General features: G+C 64.2%; 17 protein-coding genes. 10 read left to right on the top strand and 7 right to left on the bottom strand.

Annotation, left to right across the window (positions count from 1 at the left end; translation table 11 throughout):
- The first annotated feature begins 13 nt into the window (after window positions 1–13).
- From CHR90_RS13175 to CHR90_RS13165, 3 genes are all read left to right on the top strand, one after another.
- Window positions 14–484 (top strand): PaaI family thioesterase, encoded by a 471-nt coding sequence (locus CHR90_RS13175; RefSeq protein ID WP_094409479.1) that lies wholly within the window; start codon window positions 14–16, stop codon window positions 482–484.
- Between the two features lie 100 nt (window positions 485–584).
- A complete protein-coding gene (locus CHR90_RS13170; protein ID WP_094409478.1) occupies window positions 585–890 on the top strand; it encodes a hypothetical protein in 306 nt (101 codons plus the stop codon).
- A gap of 169 nt (window positions 891–1,059) precedes the next feature.
- Complete coding sequence (locus tag CHR90_RS13165) at window positions 1,060–2,574, top strand: DegQ family serine endoprotease (RefSeq protein ID WP_094409800.1); 1,515 nt, start codon at window positions 1,060–1,062, stop codon at window positions 2,572–2,574.
- A gap of 73 nt (window positions 2,575–2,647) precedes the next feature.
- Here the strand turns inward: CHR90_RS13165 and CHR90_RS13160 are convergent, their stop codons facing one another.
- The gene (locus tag CHR90_RS13160; RefSeq protein WP_094409477.1) at window positions 2,648–3,097 is read right to left on the bottom strand and encodes a c-type cytochrome; all 450 of its coding nucleotides are present in this window, start codon (window positions 3,095–3,097) and stop codon (window positions 2,648–2,650) included.
- Between the two features lie 88 nt (window positions 3,098–3,185).
- Between CHR90_RS13160 and CHR90_RS13155 the strand changes: the two genes are divergently transcribed.
- From CHR90_RS13155 to CHR90_RS13130, 6 genes are all read left to right on the top strand, one after another.
- Window positions 3,186–3,938, top strand: a complete 753-nt coding sequence (locus CHR90_RS13155; protein ID WP_094409476.1) for an FAD binding domain-containing protein — start codon at window positions 3,186–3,188, stop codon at window positions 3,936–3,938.
- Window positions 3,935–6,454 (top strand): molybdopterin-dependent oxidoreductase, encoded by a 2,520-nt coding sequence (locus CHR90_RS13150; protein ID WP_094409475.1) that lies wholly within the window; start codon window positions 3,935–3,937, stop codon window positions 6,452–6,454. Before CHR90_RS13155 ends, CHR90_RS13150 begins: the two co-directional genes overlap by 4 nt.
- A 107-nt stretch (window positions 6,455–6,561) precedes the next feature.
- Window positions 6,562–7,968: a siroheme synthase CysG gene (gene cysG, locus CHR90_RS13145; protein WP_094409474.1), complete on the top strand. Its 1,407-nt coding sequence runs from the start codon at window positions 6,562–6,564 to the stop codon at window positions 7,966–7,968.
- A gap of 9 nt (window positions 7,969–7,977) precedes the next feature.
- Window positions 7,978–8,337, top strand: coding sequence for a DUF2849 domain-containing protein (locus CHR90_RS13140; RefSeq protein ID WP_094409473.1), 360 nt, complete (start codon window positions 7,978–7,980; stop codon window positions 8,335–8,337).
- Between the two features lies 1 nt (window position 8,338).
- Entirely contained in the window at window positions 8,339–10,018 is a 1,680-nt protein-coding gene (locus CHR90_RS13135; protein WP_094409472.1) for a nitrite/sulfite reductase, read from the top strand.
- Complete coding sequence (locus CHR90_RS13130; RefSeq protein WP_094409471.1) at window positions 10,005–10,499, top strand: DUF934 domain-containing protein; 495 nt, start codon at window positions 10,005–10,007, stop codon at window positions 10,497–10,499. The genes CHR90_RS13135 and CHR90_RS13130 overlap by 14 nt, the downstream gene beginning before the upstream one ends.
- Window positions 10,500–10,561: 62 nt before the next feature.
- Here CHR90_RS13130 and CHR90_RS13125 read toward each other — a convergent pair whose 3' ends face one another.
- The 4 genes from CHR90_RS13125 to CHR90_RS19260 all read right to left on the bottom strand — a co-directional run bounded on the left by CHR90_RS13125 (window position 10,562) and on the right by CHR90_RS19260 (window position 13,494).
- Complete coding sequence (locus CHR90_RS13125) at window positions 10,562–10,912, bottom strand: hypothetical protein (protein WP_094409470.1); 351 nt, start codon at window positions 10,910–10,912, stop codon at window positions 10,562–10,564.
- A 150-nt stretch (window positions 10,913–11,062) separates the two neighbouring features.
- The gene (locus CHR90_RS13120) at window positions 11,063–12,175 is read right to left on the bottom strand and encodes a porin (RefSeq protein WP_094409469.1); all 1,113 of its coding nucleotides are present in this window, start codon (window positions 12,173–12,175) and stop codon (window positions 11,063–11,065) included.
- A 435-nt stretch (window positions 12,176–12,610) separates the two neighbouring features.
- Entirely contained in the window at window positions 12,611–12,808 is a 198-nt protein-coding gene (locus CHR90_RS13115; RefSeq protein WP_094409468.1) for a DUF1127 domain-containing protein, read from the bottom strand.
- 500 nt (window positions 12,809–13,308) lie between these two features.
- Window positions 13,309–13,494, bottom strand: coding sequence for a hypothetical protein (locus CHR90_RS19260; RefSeq protein WP_141210953.1), 186 nt, complete (start codon window positions 13,492–13,494; stop codon window positions 13,309–13,311).
- An 80-nt stretch (window positions 13,495–13,574) separates the two neighbouring features.
- Between CHR90_RS19260 and CHR90_RS13110 the strand changes: the two genes are divergently transcribed.
- A complete protein-coding gene (locus tag CHR90_RS13110; protein WP_094409467.1) occupies window positions 13,575–14,192 on the top strand; it encodes a DUF2889 domain-containing protein in 618 nt (205 codons plus the stop codon).
- 69 nt (window positions 14,193–14,261) lie between these two features.
- Here the strand turns inward: CHR90_RS13110 and CHR90_RS13105 are convergent, their stop codons facing one another.
- Together CHR90_RS13105 and CHR90_RS13100 are read right to left on the bottom strand one after the other, a co-directional pair.
- On the bottom strand, window positions 14,262–15,215 hold the full coding sequence (locus tag CHR90_RS13105; RefSeq protein WP_094409466.1) for an acetyl-CoA carboxylase carboxyltransferase subunit alpha: 954 nt from the start codon (window positions 15,213–15,215) through the stop codon (window positions 14,262–14,264).
- Window positions 15,216–15,365: 150 nt separating this feature from the next.
- Window positions 15,366–17,258, bottom strand: a complete 1,893-nt coding sequence (locus CHR90_RS13100; protein WP_094409465.1) for an asparagine synthase-related protein — start codon at window positions 17,256–17,258, stop codon at window positions 15,366–15,368.
- Between the last annotated feature and the right edge of the window lie 168 nt (window positions 17,259–17,426).

The raw sequence follows: 17,426 nt of genomic DNA, 5'->3' as shown, positions 1-17,426 counted from the left end.
TGCGAGTCCCGCCATGACCAGCCCCGTCTTCGCCCCGCTGCCGCCCGATGTCACCCAGTTCAGCGGCATCGAAATTCTGCAAAAGATGATGACAGGCGAACTGCCGATGCCGCCGATGGCCGAGGTGATGGGCCTGCGCGGGGTGCATGCCGAAGCGGGGCGGGTGATCTTCACCTCCACCCCGCGCGCCGAGTTTTTGAACCCGATGGGCACCGTCCACGGCGGCTATGCCATGACCCTGCTGGATACTGTCTTGGCCTGCACGGTCCATTCGACGCTTGCTGCCGGACAGAGCTATACGACCCTGGAAGTAAAAGCGAATTTCGTCCGTGCCATTCTACCCGACGCGGGCGAATTGACCATCGAGGGGACTATTCTCTCCGCCGGGCGGCGCATTGGCACGTCGGACGCCAAGATTACCGACGGCAAAGGGCGCCTGCTGGCGCATGGCAGCACCACCTGCATGATCTTTTCGGGGGAATGATCAAAAACCGTGACAAGCCCGCCGCCTGCGTATCACACAGCTTCCCGTCCGATTGCCTAACCTTTACTCTTATTTTAAGGAATCGGGGCAAGATGAGTGAATGATGGCAGGCTTCTGGCACCGGTTGGTGAACTTCTTTATGATCGAGGAGCGCGTGGCCCCGCCGCCGCGCCCGCGACCCGTCAATAATTGCTCGGCCTGCCGCCACTGGGTAGCCCCGGATAAGATTACGTCCCGCGAAGTGCCGTCGACCCGCGCCATCCAATGGGCGAAGGAAAATGGCTACGGTCGCTGCACCGCCAAAGCCACGAAGGATCAGCAGCGCGAGCGCGGTGAAACCAAGCGTTTCACCATGCCCACCGATGGCTGCGGCCAGTTCCAAAAAACCGCCGGATCGGTGATGTAGGCGCCCCCAGCCTGCAAAAAACTTTTTGCTGTTGCGCTGTCACAACAGTCGAATTTCAGCCATGATCGGCGGCAAGAGTGCAGAAGACACAGCCGAAGGGGCTTTACCGGGCGCCCGCCGCCCCTTATCTCCCCCCAAGGCGCTTCAACGACAAACAACGGTTAAAGCCATGACGAAACCCCTGCCGTCCCTTTCCCGCTCCCCTTCCCCTCTGCGGCGCGCGGTTGCCGTGGCGGGTCTGGCGCTGGCCGTTACCGGCGCGCCGATGCTGGTGCCCGCGCTGACGTCGCCCGCCTATGCGCGCAGCGCGCCGGAAAGTTTCGCCGATATGGCGGAAAAGCTGCTGCCGTCGGTGGTGAACGTCTATTCAACCCAAATCAGCAAACCCAATGCCCGCCCCGGCGGCAATGGCGCCGAACCGGATTTCCAGCTTCCCCCCGGCTCGCCCTTCGAACAATTTTTCCGCGATTTCATGAACCGCCAGCGCGGCCCGAATCAGGCGCCGCGCCGTCAGACCTCGCTGGGGTCGGGCTTCATCATCGATCCGACCGGTTATATCGTCACCAATAACCATGTGATCGACGGCGCCGACGAAATCAGCGTGAAGCTGCACGATAATACCGAACTGCCTGCCAAGCTGATTGGCCGCGATCCGAAGACCGACCTTGCCCTGCTGAAGGTCGAAACCAGCAAGCCGCTACCCGCCGTTGCCTTCGGCGATAGCGATAAGGCCCGCATCGGCGATTGGGTGATGGCGATTGGCAATCCCTTCGGCCTCGGCGGCACGGTAACGGCGGGGATTTTGTCGGCGCGCAACCGCTCGACCGGCGGCGCCTATGATGATTTCCTGCAAACCGACGCCTCGATCAATCGTGGCAACTCCGGCGGCCCGATGTTCGATATGGACGGTAAGGTTATCGGCGTAAATTCGGCCATTCTATCGCCGAACGGCGGCAGCGTCGGCATCGGCTTCGCCATCTCCTCCAACCTCGCCCGCCCGGTGATCGAGCAGATCAAGAACGGCGGCGCGGTCAAACGCGGTTGGTTGGGCGTCAAGATCCAGCGGATCGACGAGGATGTCGCCAGCGGCTTCGGTCTCGATAAGGCGCGCGGCGCGTTGGTTAGCGCCGTGACGGAGAATAGCCCGGCGGCGAAGGCCCAGTTGAAGCAGGGCGACGTTATCCTGAAGTTCGATGGGAAGGACGTGCCGGAATCCGACCGGCTGCCGCGCATCGTCGCCGATACCCCCATCGGCAAGCCCGTCGATGTCACCGTCTGGCGCAATAAGAAAGAAGTGACCCTGAAGGTTACCGTCGGCGAACTGAAAGACGATGAGGTCGCGACCGCAACCGATCCGAAGGAACCGTCGAATGCCGGTCCCGCCGTCGCCGTGCGCGGCCTCGGCCTGTCGGTTCAGGGCATCGATACCGCCGCCCGTGAAAAATTCGGGCTGTCGGAAAGCGCCAGCGGTCTTGTGATTACGGAGGTTGCGGGCGACAGCAACGCCTTTGAAAAGGGCCTGCGCCCCGGCGATTTGGTGACCGAGGTCAATCAGGAGGAAGTGAAGTCCCCAGCCGATCTGACCGCAAAAGTAACGGCGGCGCGCGACGCAAAGAAGAAGACTGTGCTGCTGACCCTGGTCAGCAAGGGCGATACCCGCTTCGTTGCCGTGCGTATCGACTGACCGTAACGCCCTTTCCGGCAAAAAAAGAGCGCGGCGGTTTCCCGTCGCGCTCTTCGCTTTTGCGCCAGCGGACTTATTTGGCCCGGTAAGCGTCGTGGCAGGCGCCGCAGGCCTTCGCCGCGTCGCCAAAGGCGGCCTTAATGCCATCGAGGTTCTTGGCATTTGCCGCGACCAGCAGCGCGCCCGATGCGGTTTCCAGCGCCTTGGCCTTGGCATCGAAGCCAGCGGCATCGGTCCAGATCGACGGCAGGGCCTTGGTATCGCCCTTATCGCTCCCGGCGGGGAAATTGGTCTTAGCAACGATGCGCTTAGCGACATCGGCAATCGCCTGCGCCGGGACGGCAGCGGTTTCCGGCCCAGCCTTCCCATCGACGACGTTTTTCACCTCGCCGAAGTTCTTGCGCAGGGTCTGGAAGTCGTTCTTACGGTTGGCGATCGCATCGCCCTGGGCCAAAGCCGCGACCGGGGCCAGCACCGCCAGCGAGACAATCGCCGCCGCAACCCGAGTAAAACCCTTCCCCATCTGCCTTTTCTCCTCAATGATCAGCACGAACCCGTCGAGCCCGCTCTCCGGCGGCTCGGTTAACAGTGTATCAGAAAATACGGCATAAATGCGCCGCCTTCCCGCTCCTTACTATCGGCCCGAAAGCCTTACAGAGGCGCTGACCCTGTGGCAGCGCCTGCCCCATGCGCAGTTTCTAGCCGGTGGAACCCTGCTCATGGCCGGGGAGGGGCCGGGGGAAGCCCCGCTGATCGACCTGCTCGACCTGCCGGAAATCCAGGCCTTTTCCCCCGTAACCCTGCCAGGGGGGCAGGCCGGATGGCGCTTCGGCGCCGGGGTAACCTGGGGGGCTATGGTCGCCGCCGATCTGCCGGATGGGCTTGCCCTGTGGCGAACTGTCGCAGATGGGTTTGTGTCAGCCCCGGTTCGCGCCGTCGCGACGCTCGGCGGTTCGCTGCAATCGGCTGCGGGCGATGCGCGGCTGGCGCTGAGGGTCTGCGGCGGGACCGTAACCTATCGCACGCGCGATGGTGCCGAACATACGGCGGCGGCGCCCCCAACGGACGCGCTTATCCTGCACCTTGACGTGCCGATACCGGATTGGTCGGCCTGGGCGGCAATTGGGGAGCGCGGCGGGCAGCGCGACCGGGCAGGCTTGGCGCTCTGGCAGGCGGGCGGGCGCTGCACCCGCCTCCGCGTCGGTCGCCGTCTCGGCCTAACCCCGCCACAGCGGCTGACGGCCTTGGAAGCGGCCTGCTTAGGGGCTGACCTTGCCGCGCTCCCGGCCCAACTGACGGCGGCGGCGGACGGCTGCCCGCTGATCACCCTTCTGGCCCGGCAGGGGGCCATGGCGCTGCCATGATCGACTTTCGCCTGAACGGCACCGCCATCACCGCGACCGCCGCCGCCGCAACCCCAGCAGCGCAGCTCTTGCGCGATCAGTTCGGCCTAACCGGGCTGAAGATCGGCTGCGGCAGCGGCGATTGCGGCGCCTGTACGATCCTGATCGACGGCGCCCCCCGGCTCGCCTGCCTCACCCCTACCGCCCGGCTGGCCGCACGCGAGGTGACGACCGTCGAGGGGCTGCCGCCCGCGCTGCTGGCGCGCATTACGGAGGCCTTGGCGCGGGCAGGCGCGATCCAATGTGGATTTTGTCTTCCGGGCCTTATGATTACCCTCGCCGCGCTGCTGCTGCAAACCCCGCCGCCGAACCCCGAGGAACGCACCGCCGCCCTCGCCGGGCATCTTTGCCGCTGTACCGGCTATACCGCCCTCGCGCAGACGGTCGCTACGCTGTTCGACGGGGAGGCCCTGCCGGAGAACCGGGAGGGCATCGGCAACACCCCCGCCCGCCGCGATGGGGCGGCGAAGGTGGCCGGGACAGCCGAGTTTGCCGCCGATACCGCCCCGCCCGGGGCCTGGGGCCTGCGCGTCCTGCGCGCGCCCGATGCCCCGGCCCGGTTTACGCTGGGCGATCTCTCGGCGTTTCGGGCGGCCCATCCGGCGCTGCTTGTGCTGACGGCGGCGGATATTCCCGGGCGCAATGGGCACGGCGTTCACCCCGACCACCGGGTCCAACCCGTTCTTGCCACAGAAACCGCCGCCTTTCCCGGGGAAGCGGTGCTGGCACTGGTCGGGCCGGAGGACGCCCTGGCGCGTGTTGCCGACGCTGATCTGCCGATCACCTGGACCCCGCTGCCCGCGCCACCGCCCGAAGTCTTCGTGGAACGGCGTGTGCATCGCGGCGATATGGGCGCGGCCCTTGCCGTCGCCCCGGTATCCATCACCCGCACCGCCACAACTAGCGCCGTCGCCCAGGCGGCGCTGGAACCAGAGGCTGGGTGGGCCGAACCCTGGGGCGACGGCGGCGTGGCGATCACCGCCACCACCCAGGCGCCTACCCTCGACCGGGAACAGCTCGCCGCTATCCTGGGATTGCCCGAGGCGAAAATCCAAATCGTCACGCCGTTCATTGGGGGCGGCTTTGGCGGCAAACTGGATCTTTCGGTACAACCCCTCCTAGCCCTCGCCGCCGTGAAAACGGGTCGGGCGGTGCGCTGGACCTATTCCCGGGCAGAAAGCCTGGCGGTCACGCCAAAGCGCCACCCCAGCCAGGGCCGCGTCCAGATCGCCGCGACCCGTGATGGCGATCTTCTCGCCATCGATCTTGCGATGGATCTGATCGGTGGCGCCTATGCCTCCTGGGGGCGGACGGTGGTGGACCGGGTGCCAATCCACGGCGGCGGCCCCTATCGCCTGCCCGCCTATCGCGGGGTCGCGCGCGGCTGGCGGACGGCGAGCGCCCCAAAAGGCGCGTTTCGCGGTTTCGGTGTGCCGCAGGCGGCCCTGTTGCTGGAACCGGCCCTAGACCAGCTCGCCGCCCGGCTGCGGATCGACCCGCTGGAGCTGCGCCGCCGCAACGCCCTCCGCCTGGGCGATACCACCGTCACCGACCAAAGGCTTACGGCGAGCGTCGGCCTTCTCGCGTGCTTGGACGCCCTGGCGCCCGCGTGGCACTACGCGCGGGCGAAGGCGGCGACGGGCCGGGCCGGGCTGCTCAAGCACGGCGTCGGCCTAGCCTGCCTGTGGTACGGCATCGGCAATACCAGCCAGTCGAACCCGTCGCACGCCACAGTGCGCCGAACTCCAGAGGGGCATTGGGAGGTGCTGACCGGCGCCGTCGATATCGGTCAGGGCAGCGATCTTGTGCTGGCGCAAATCGCCGCCGAAACCCTGGGCGTGGCGCTGGACCGCATCCGGCTGATCACTGGACCGAGCGAGGCGGTGCCGGACGGCGGCAAAACCTCCGCCTCGCGCCAGAGTTTCATCACGGGGGAAGCGGTGCGACGGGCCGCTATCGCCGCCCTGGCCAATCCTGACGGGGTGGGAGACGGCGTTTTCGATCCGCCGACTACGCCGCTCGACGCCGATGGCCAGGGCAGCCCCTATGCCGCCTATGCCTTCGGTGCGCAAATGGCCGAAGTGACGGTCGATAGCGAAACCGGCGTCGTCCGCGTGACCCGCGTCACCGCCGCCCATGACGTTGGGCGCGTGTTGAACCGCCAGGGCGTCGAGGGGCAAATCGCGGGAGGGATCCTCCAAGGCCTCGGGATGGCGTTGTTCGAGGCGTTCGACCCGGAAACCACACGAAGTTTCGGGGATTACCGGCTGCCGCGCCTGACCGACGCGCCGGAGATCGTCTGCCACCTTATCGAAAGCCCGCATCCCCTGGGGCCTTTTGGTGCCAAGGGGATCGGCGAACCGGCGCTGATCGCCACGGCCCCCGCCATTCTCAACGCCATCGGCCATGCCTGTGGGGTTTGGCCCGATCAGGTTCCGGTGACCCCCGATATCCTGCGAAAGCTGCTATACCCATAAATGCAATGTTATTTGTGAAATTAGATTGACTCCCCACGGGGAAAGCCCTACCTGTGGATAAGTTAATTCGCAATTCCGCGAAGGGATTGTAAAAAAAGGAAGGGTCGATGCACAGCCTGCCGATTTTCCTATCGCTGAACCAGCGCGAGGCCTTGATCGTCGGGGGGGGCGAGGCGGCAACGCAGAAGCTGCGCCTGCTGAAGCGCACCGGGGCGCGCATCACCGTCATTGCCAAGAACCCTTCCGCCGAAATCGAAGCGGCGGCGGTGACCGACGAAATCCTGCTGCTGCGCCGGGCCTTTCGGCTCGATGATATCCGCAATCAGGCAGTGATTTTCGCGGCGACCGGCGACGAGGCTGAAGACGCCGAAATTTCCCGCCGCGCCCAAGATGTTGGCGTGCCGGTGAATATCGTCGATGGGCCGGACCTTTCTTCTTTTCTGATGCCCGCGATTGTCGACCGCGATCCGGTGCTGGTAGCCATCGGCACGGGCGGAGCCGCGCCGATCCTCGCCCGCCGCCTCCGGGAACAGTTCGAACGGCTGCTGCCCGCCCGCCTCGGTCTGCTCGCGCGGTTTCTCGATAAATGGAAGCACCCCATCCGGGGGCGAGTGAGCGACCCGGCAACCCGCCGCCGGGTGATGGAACAGCTTTCTGACGGGCCGATTGCCGATCTCCTGCTCGCGGGCGATGATACCGCCGCCGACGCCGCTGCCGCACACTTGCTGGCGGAGGGGGCGGTTGAGCGTGGGTCGGTCGCCCTCGTCGGCGCGGGGCCGGGCGATCCCGAGCTTTTGACGCTGAAGGCCCTGCGCGCCCTGTCGGATGCGGATGTCGTTTTCTATGATGAACTGGTCGCCCCGGCGATCCTGGACCGCATTCGCCGCGATGCCGAACGGGTGCCGGTCGGCAAGCGCCGTGCCCAGCATTCGGTTCCCCAGGCCGAGATTGCCGAACGCTTGATTGCCGCCGCCCGGGCCGGTAAGCGCGTCGTGCGCCTTAAGGGCGGCGATCCCTTTATCTTCGGGCGCGGCGGCGAGGAAGTGCAGGCCGTGCGCGCTGCTGGGATTGCCCTAACCATTGTGCCGGGCATTTCCGCAGCCCTCGGCTGCGCCGCCAGTGCCGAAATTCCGCTGACGCACCGCGATCATGCCTCCGCCCTGGTTCTCGCGACCGGGCACGGGCAGGACGGCACGCCGTTTTCCAACGCCGGGGTTCCAGCGCCGGGCCATAAGACGATTGCGATTTACATGGGCCTCGCCCAAGCACCGCGCCTGACGGATGCGTTGATCGCGGCGGGGCATGCGACCGATACGCCGGTCGCGCTGATCGAAAATGGTACCCGCCCCGATCAGAAGATTACCACGGGCCGTCTGGCCGATCTGCCGCGTCTCGCGCTGCATCATACCGCCGGACCGACCTTGCTGATCGTCGGCGAGACGGTGCGCCTGTCGCGCTATTGGGGCGAAACCGATGCGCCCGCCGAAACCCCCTCTGCTCTTGCTGCTGAATAGGGTCAGCTTATGTCCGCCAAACCCATCAAAGCCGGGTCCGACGCCCCCCGCCTGCTCACCGCCAACCGCCTGCGCGACGGCGCGGTGATCTTCTATACCGGCCTGCCGCTCGGCGCCGGGGAAGACGGGTTCGGCCCGGCCTGGACGCTGCATCTCGCCGACGCCAAGCTGCTGACGGCGGCAGAGGGCGATGCCGCTTTCGCTGCCGTTGCCCCGGCGATTGAGATCGTCGCCCCCTATTTGATCGAGGCAGAAGCAACCGATGCCGGGCCGCGCCCGGTGCAGCAGCGCGAGCGCATTCGCGGCTCCGGCCCGACCGTGGCGCTGCCCGCCAACCCCGCGACGCTTGTTTCCATAAAGGCCGCCTAAGATGGCTCAACTCTACCGCTACGATGATTTCGATAAAGCCTTTCTGGCCGAACGGGTTGCCCAGTTCCGTGATCAGGTGAACCGCCGTTTGGCGGGCGACATCACTGAAGATCAATTCAAGCCGTTGCGTCTACAAAACGGCCTCTATCTTCAGCTTCACGCCTATATGCTGCGCGTCGCCATTCCCTATGGCACGCTGGATGCGCGGCAGATGCGGGCGCTGGCGCAGGTGGCGCGGCGGTTCGATAAGGGCTACGGCCATTTCACCACGCGCCAGAACATCCAGTTCAACTGGATCAAACTGGAAGACGCCGCTGATGCCTTGGCGCTGTTGGCCGAAGTCGATGTGCACGCCATCCAGACCAGCGGGAACTGCATCCGCAATGTAACGTCCGACCAATTCGCGGGCGTCGCGGCGGACGAGGTGGAAGACCCGCGCCCGTGGGGCGAGATCATTCGCCAATGGTCCACCCTGCACCCGGAATTCGGCTTCCTGCCGCGTAAGTTTAAAATCGCCATCACTGGCGGCGCGCAGGACCGGGGTGCCGTGAAGATTCACGATATCGGCCTACGGTTGGTGAAGAACGATAGCGGCGAGATCGGCTTTCAGGTGCTGGTCGGTGGCGGCCTGGGACGCACCCCCTTGATTGCCAAAGTCATTCGCGACTTTCTACCGAAGCCCGATCTGCTGCGCTATCTCGAAGCGATCCTGCGCGTTTATAACCGCTACGGGCGGCGGGACAATATCTACAAGGCCCGCATCAAGATTCTGGTGCAGGAAATCGGCATCGACCGCATGCGCGACGAGGTGGAAGCCGAGTTCGCCGCCACGCCGCCCGCTCCGCTGACCCTGCCCGACGCGTTGGTCGCTGCTATCCGCGCCCATTTCGCCCCGGTCGCCTATCGCGCTGAACCGGAGGAAACGGAGGCGTATGCCACGGCCCGCGCCAAGGATAAGGCCTTCGCCGCCTGGGCGGCGGTGAATGTCGCCGCGCACCGCCAGCCGGGCTATGGCATCGTCACCATCACCTTAAAACCGGCAGGCGGCATTCCGGGCGATGCGACGGCGGAGCAGATGGAGGCGATTGCCGACCTCGCCGAACGCTATAGCCACAATGAAATCCGCGTCAGCCATGCGCAGAATTTGGTTTTGCCCCATGTGCGCAAAGCCGACCTGCCGGTACTCTTCGCCGAATTGCAGCGCATTGGCTTTGCGGAAGGGCATTTGAACACGGCAGCGGATATTATCGCCTGCCCCGGTCTTGATTATTGCGCGCTGGCCAACGCCCGCTCAATCCCCGTGGCGCAAGAAATTTCGGAACAGGTGACGGCGGGGGGACGCCTGAGCGAGATCGGCCCAGTGCAGATCAAGATTTCAGGCTGCATCAACGCCTGCGGTCACCATCACGTCGGCCATATCGGCCTGTTGGGCGTCGATAAGGGCGGTGAGGAATTCTATCAGATCACCCTCGGCGGTCACGCTGGGGACGATGCGGAAGGGTCAGCGGCCGTCGGCACCATCCTGGGGCCGTCGCTGCCCATCGCCGAAACCGCCGCCGGGATCGACCGGGTGTTCGACGCCTATCTCGCCCTGCGCACGTCGCCAGAAGAAACCTTCATCGAAACTGTGCGCCGTCTTGGCGTTGGCCCGTTCAAGGAGCGCGTCTATGCCGCTGGTTAATGCTGAAGGCCTGCTGGCCGATCCGTTTCAGCCGCTGGCGGATGGGGAGGCCCCGTTGCCGGGCCAGGCGGTTCTCGTCAGCCTCGACCAATGGGACACGGTCGCCGATCACACTGGCCCCCTGGGGTTGCGCGTGCCGAATACGCTCGATCCGGCCTTGATCGCCGATAAGCTGCCGCGCCTTGCCCTGATTGTGCTGGACTTCCCCAAGTTCACCGATGGCCGTGCCTATAGCCAAGCCCGCTTGCTGCGCGACCGCTATGGGTTTACCGGCGAGATTCGCGCCACGGGGGCGGTCTTGCGCGATCAGATCCTCTATATGGCCCGCTGCGGCTTTTCGAGCTTCGAGATCGACCGCGCCGATGCTGCAGACCGGGTGAAAGCGGCGTTGAAGGATTATAGCATCGTCTATCAGCCTGCCGCCGACCGGGCGGGGCTGGCGCCCCTATTGGGGCAGAAGTGGCGCCGGGCAGCCAGTTAGACCGCGGCTTTTTTAACTCTCCCCCAGGGCTGAGGATTGGGTCTTCAGCCCTTTCTTTTTGCCTAAAACGGATCGGCAACTGCCCAACCCGAGGCGCTGCGGATGAAGCGCAGATCAAGGGTCGGGTGCAGGGTAACCAGCACCGCCTTCACCTCCAGCGTCACGGTGCAGATATAGCCGGACCGTTTTACATCCTCGGTGGCGGCGCAGCGCTGTTTGCGGACCCCGCGCAGGTCGGCAAAGCCGCTGATCGCCTCCAGCCCCTTGATGCTGGTCACCATCCCCCGGATCTCCTGGAATTGGGCGGCGATGGCCGCTTCAATCTGGTCTTCGCTGGGTTCCGGCTCCAGCGTTGCGCACGCCGCGAGCGCCAGTATGAGCGCCGCCGACGCCCCGTGACGGTACTTGACCATAAGCCTCCCTCCCCGTTTTTTGCCGTTATTTCCGGTTAAGCATACAGGGGTTAGGCGCATTAAAAACAGAAAACCCCGCCGAAGCGGGGTTTTCCATTGGTCGGGAGAGAGGCGAACCTCTCTCCAATCCCATATCGCGGTGAAGCGATATTAGAAGTCGACGCGGGTACGGAAGGTGAACAGCGTACCATCGTTCTTCGTCTTACCAGCCTTCAGACCGGTGGTCTGCGATTCGGCTTCGAACTTCACGACGTCAGCCTGCAACGACAGGCCCGGAGCGAGCTGGTACGCAGCGCCGAGACCGACCATGTAATCGCTGTCGTCACGACGACCGCGAGCAGCGTAATCGGTTTCGGTGCGGGCATAGTTGATGCCAACGCCCCACGGACCGGTCGAGTAGGTCAGACCCAGCTGCCAGCCGATCTGATCATCACCCTTGGCCAACTGGCCGCCGTTGCCCTGACCCTGGTTGTCATAATAATGACCACCGAAGGTGAAGCCAGCGTAGCTCAGCTGAGCGCCGAGGTGCCAAACGACGTAATCGTCAACATTGGCACGAACGGTCGCGCTGACATCCTTGGCTTCGCCGAACTGGACGCCGCCGCCCAGCTTCACGCCGACGCCGCTGAACGAGCCGGTGTAGGCCGCGCCAAGCGAGATCAGGTCTTTGTAGTTGTTCGAACCGCTGGCGATCTTGGTGCGAGCATTGTCACGACCAGCCGAACCCTTTTCCGGGGTGTAGCTGATACCAGCCTGGAAACCCGAGAACACCGGGGTGTAGTAGACGAGCTTCGTGTGGAACTCGCCTTCGTTGGCGTGATAGAAGCTGTACTGATTGACCGACGGGCCAAAGGCATAGTCGGCCTGACCGATACCGACCGTCGGGGCCTGGACTTCGAAGTTGCTGTCAACGGCGAGCGTATCGCCGAGCTGCACCTGACCCCACGAGCCGCCCATGTAGACGAACTTGCGGTCGGCGCCAACGACATCCTGGCCAACGCCATTCTGGTTGTTACGCAGACGGGCATCGAAACCGTAGGTCAGACCATTTTCGGCCTTCGCTTCGGCCTTCAGGTGCAGACGATAGTCGAGGCGGGCTTCGCGCGACGAAACGTTAGCAGCATTGTCGTTCAGGATGATGAAGTCCGAACGAACCGAGCCGCCGAGCGTCACGGTGAACGGCGCCTTCGTGGTAACCTGCTGAGCAGCAGCGGCACCAGCCAGCAAAACCAGGGCGGAGGTGCCCAGAAGAATCTTTTTCATTGTCAATACCCCTTGGTGGTACTCAACCCAAATGAACCCTTTCGGGGGACCATGAAGTGACCCTCCCCGCTCGGGACGCCGCTATAAAACCTCATAGCTGCCCCCCCTCGCAAGCCTGCTGTGCACCAGAAGGGTGGCTTTTCAGCGCAATGTGGCGAAAAAACAACACCTGTGGCGCTTGGCAAATTGTTTTTTAAACCAGGGCCTTACACCACGATGCTGGGGTAATACCTTGATTCTCAATTTATTTTACCGGACTGATTTTGCCTAAGTGATACGGGTAAACCGCCCAGCGCCGCAGCAATCTGGTTAAAAAATTGGCGCCTTTTCCATCTTTGGAAGGCGCTCACATCCGACTAACGGCACCCCAAAAACAAAACCGCGCCCCCAAGGCTGGGGACGCGGTTTCGGGCAGCGGTGAAACCAGCAGGGCGCTTAGGCACGCCAGAACGGCTTGCTGATTTCGGTCAGAACATCGCCGCGGCTGAGGCCGATATCATCCAGGGCGCGCTGGTCGAGCGAGGCGAGTTCGCGGCGTTCCTGCCAGCGCACATACCAAGCGTTCAGCGTTTCCATCAACGACGGGGTAGCAGCAGCCGTAGCAAAACCGGCGTTCAGAGCAATGCGAGCCATGATGTAGCTCCTTTCAGATCAGGGAGGGTGTTTGTTCGTTTTGTTGAAGCTAAGCTACATCGCCTCTGACCCATTGTGCAGCGCAATAAGCCTGCGCCAGCCTTGCATTCGCCGCATGGAATGACAGGCCCCCTGTGACTGCATAGTGATAAATCAAAGCACTAGCGAGCGATCTTCAGCATTCTTTTGGCACGGTCGCGCAAGAATCCAACGCTGTCTCGGGGCGGTACGACAAAAAACTGCGTGCAGGCGCAAAAAGCCTGTCAACCCCCTGCGACAGGATGCGCGGGCACCAGACTTACCGTTAACCAAAAATAAGCTGACGGCAGGTCTAGCGGTCCCGATCATAAGGTGAGAACGGGGCAAGGGCGCGGTTTGTGCGGGATTTTTGTGAAGCCTCCCCGTTCAACCTGCCGTGCGGTCCTGGTCCGTCTATCGCGGAAGAGGATCCCTGTTCGATCCCCTTACCAGTGAAGCCGACCCTTGCCCCGACTGCGGAATTAAATCAGCAACATCCGTGCCAGATCCGAATCGACGGGAAACTGCGCCGCAAAAGCAGGCACCTTGCAATGCAACGATGAATTTTGCGGCGCAATGCTCATTTCGCAGGCGCACATTTCTGGGCAGATGGGGGCAGCCTCATTCTGATAAAGTATGAGCGCGCAGGGCAGGTCTGCACCGCTCATAGGCGCCCCGCGCTTGCCAAGCCCGGCGCCGGGCCGCAGGCTCTCGTTTCCGTACACGTTAACTCTGCGAGCCGCCGCCCATGCCCCTGTCGCCCGCCAGTCCGCGCGACCATTTCCATACGCGGGATATTAGCCTAAAGGGCTATTACCGCGCCGATGGCCTGTGGGACATCGAAGCCCATCTGACCGACGTGAAAACCTATGCGTTCGAAAACGCTTGGCGCGGTCACATGCCCCCCGGCACGCCGATCCATGATATGTGGATTCGCCTGACGGTGGATAATGATCTGACCGTGCAGGCTATCGAAGCGGTGACTGACGGGTCGCCGTTTGAAATATGCCCAGCGATTACGGGGAATTTCCAGCGCATTGTCGGCCTGCGCATCGCTGCGGGGTGGACCCAGGCCATTAAAGAACGGCTTGGCGGCACCGAGGGCTGCACTCACCTTGTCGAACTGCTCGGGCCGGTCGCGACCGTGGCCTTCCAGACGGTTTCGACCGGCAAAGCCCGCGCCCGGGCGCTGAAGGAAGCGGCAGAGGGCGTGGACCGTAGCGGCCCGCCCGCCATGCCACGCGCCACCGGGGGACGCCGCCCGCCGATCATCGATACGTGCCACGCGCTGGCATCCGATGGGCCGGTCGTCGCACAATTCTACCCGGACTATTATACGGGCAAGCCTGCGGCTCCCGAAAACTGACCTAACAAAAAGGCCTTGCCGCACCGGATGCAGCAAGGCCTTTTCAAGCGCCCGGGATCATCGGGTGGGTCACAGACCCTTTTGCCCCATTTCCAAGAATTTTTCGCGGCGCTGCTGCTTCAGCGTCGCCCCATCCAGCAGCAGTAACGGCTGCAACTGGGCTTCGATGGCATTGCCGACATCAGTGATCGTTACGCCCGCATCGCGGTGGGCGCCGCCCAAGGGTTCGGGGATGATCTGATCGATCACACCGAGCTTTTCCAAATCTTGCGCGGTGATGCGCAGGGCTTCCGCCGCGTCCTGGGCATTGTCGGCACTGCGCCACAGGATCGACGCGCAGCCTTCCGGGCTGATGACCGAATAGACTGAGTGTTCCAGCATGTTCACGCGGTTGCCGGTCGCAATCGCAATCGCCCCGCCGGACCCGCCTTCGCCGATGATCGTCGCGACAATCGGCACCGGCGCCGCTAAGCACGCCTCAATCGCCACGGCAATCGCTTCGGCTTGGCCGCGCGCTTCGGCTTCAATCCCCGGGAAAGCCCCCGCCGTATCGACCAGGGTGATCACCGGCAGGTTGAACCGCCCGGCGAGCTCCAGCAGGCGCACCGCCTTGCGGTAGCCTTCCGGCTTCGGCATGCCGAAATTATGCTTAAGCCGGGTCGCCATATCGTGACCCTTTTCCTGGGCCAGCACGACGCAGCTTTGCCCGCGAAACCGCCCGAGGCCGCCGATGATCGCCGCATCCTCGCCGAAGCTACGGTCGCCCGCCAGCGGGGTGAAATCGTCGATCAGCGCGGCGATATAATCGACGCCATGCGGGCGCTGCGGATGGCGCGCCACCTGCACCTTCTGCCAGGCGGTCAGCTTGGCATAGGTCTGGCGCAGCAGCTTATCCACTTTGAGTTCCAGCCGTCCGACTTCTTCGGCGATATTCACCGTGTCGTCGCTGGTCAGATGCCGCAGTTCTTCGATCTTGGCTTCAAGATCGGCAATTGGCTTCTCGAAATCGAGAAAAGTCCGCATTGACGAGTATTCCCCGAGCTTTTCAGGCGGGCGGACCCTGCCTGCGTTCGACCCGCTTGTCAATCATCGCGGGCCGCAGTGCTAAGACCAACACGACAGCCGTCTTTCCATATCCCGATCTCGGGGGCGCTGCCAAGCCAGTGTTTCGGCTTAATTCCCGCCCTCGGCCCAGCGGATGAACCGGCCCAAGTGCAAGAAGCGAGAGAAGGTAACAGAAATATCGGTGCGGGACAGCCGGGCTAAACCCTCGGGTGTGTCGCTTTGCTCTAAAATCGCCCGCAGGCGTGGCAGATCGAGCATGGCCTGCGCCGTTGCCGACCGTTCCACCGCCTCTAAATCCGCCTGCAATTGGTCGCGGCGCCGGGCGAAATCGGCGCGAAACTCAGGGAACTGCGCCCCGGTCCGCCGCTCGGCGCATTGGACGGCGGGCAAATAGGGCGCCGCCACCCGCCGCGCCAGCCAGCGCGTAACCCCTTTGCGCAAGAACTGATCGACCGGCAGCGCCAGACAGAAATCGATGAAACGCGGATCATTCATCGGGTGGCGCATTTCGACCCCCGTATAGTCGCGCAGGGCGCTGAACTGGTCGGAAATCGCCTGTCTGACGTCGAACAACCCGGCGCGGACGGCGCGGGAACTGCCGGGATAGCGGAAGTCCGACGTATAACCCCGCGCCGCAATGCGCCCATCGATCCCTGCCTCGGCCGCGAACTCAGGGCGCAGCGGCGCGAAATCCAGCCAGGGCTGCCCCGTGCCGCCCCGGCGCCGGTGCCGCCAGCGCGCCCAGGCTTCGGGCAACATTTGCCGCCCGCTATTGAGCCAGAGCGCTTCGAGACCAAAAGACCGCGCATCGCGCCACAGCGGCCACACGCGCCCGGCGCGCAGATGATCGCCAATCCCCTCCAGCCCGTCCCAGGAGAGGCTGAGATTGCCCGACAGACCGGTCAGCACCACCCGTCCCCCGGCGGCTTTGACGGCGGCATAGGTCGGCTGCAACCAGCCGATGTTATGACCAGGTCGCAGCGGCATGCCGGTCAGGGTAAAGAAACGCTCGTCGTCCAACACCCGGTCTGCGGGATCGGTGGAAACGGGTAGGGCAACCAGCCCCGGGGCATGCCGGTGTAGGGCAGCGACGGCATCGGCTTCACTCGCATAAGCGTTAGCCGCGACGGTCAAGGGATCGCCGGGGGTCGGTAGGGCCGTCACCGTTCCCAAATGAGCCGGGGCGATGACTTGGGCGGCCAGAACCGCCACCAGGGCTGAATCGAGCCCCCCAGTAACGTCTGCGGCTAAGGGGCCGCTGGCGCGCGTGCGCGGGGCAATCACCGTCTTCAACAGATCGGTCGCCGCTGCCACATAGGCATCGTCCGTCTTCAGGCGCATGCGCCGGGTCGGGTCGGCGCGCCAACCGATGTGGGTTTGATCCCCCGAGGCGGTAAACGCAATCGTCTCGCCCGCCGGAACGCGCTGGATGGCCTGCCAGGCCGTCCGCCGGTCATTCAGCTTGGTTTCGACCGCCCAATCGGCCAGCCGTTCCAGGTTCAAATCGCGCGGGATCGCCGGTTGCGCCAAAAGATCCCGGAGGCTGGACGCCGCGAAGAACCCGTGCCGCCCCCGGTGCCAAAACACCGCCCGCTTGCCCAAGGCATCGCGGCCCAGCAGCAGGCGGCGCGTCGCCGCATCCCAAAAGCCGAAGGCGAAGTCGCCGATCATGCGCGCCGTAGCCGCCACATCCCAGCGGATCAGCGCGGCCAACATTAGGGCGCTATCGGCTTCGCCGCGCGGATCGATGCCCAAGGCGTCGGCCAGATCGGCGCGATTATCCAGCCGTCCGTCGCAAACCAGGGTAAAGCGCCCCGCCGCCGCCTGACGCGGTTGCACGTCCCACGCATCTTCCGGCGTTATGCGGCGCTGGCGATGGTGAAAGATCGCCGTTTCGGTCTCGACCGAACCCAGCGACTGAAGATCGGGCAGCGCCAGCCCGGGTCGTAAGCTGGGCGCAGTGCCGCCCTCAAAATCGACGGCAAGAGCGAAACAACTCATGATACCCGGCGCGTTTCAGGCAAAGGGGGGCGTTGCGGGGCAACCGAGACCTGCGACGCCGATGGCTCCTGACGCGCGCCCAGGGAGCCGATTATTCGAGGATCACGATTTCCCCGTCGTGGTGATCCCATCGTTAAAGACGGACCCCTTCCCCCGCGTGATGTCAGC

Source organism: Elstera cyanobacteriorum, assembly GCF_002251735.1.
GTDB lineage: Bacteria > Pseudomonadota > Alphaproteobacteria > Elsterales > Elsteraceae > Elstera > Elstera cyanobacteriorum.
This window is presented reverse-complemented; position numbering and strand designations above follow the sequence as displayed.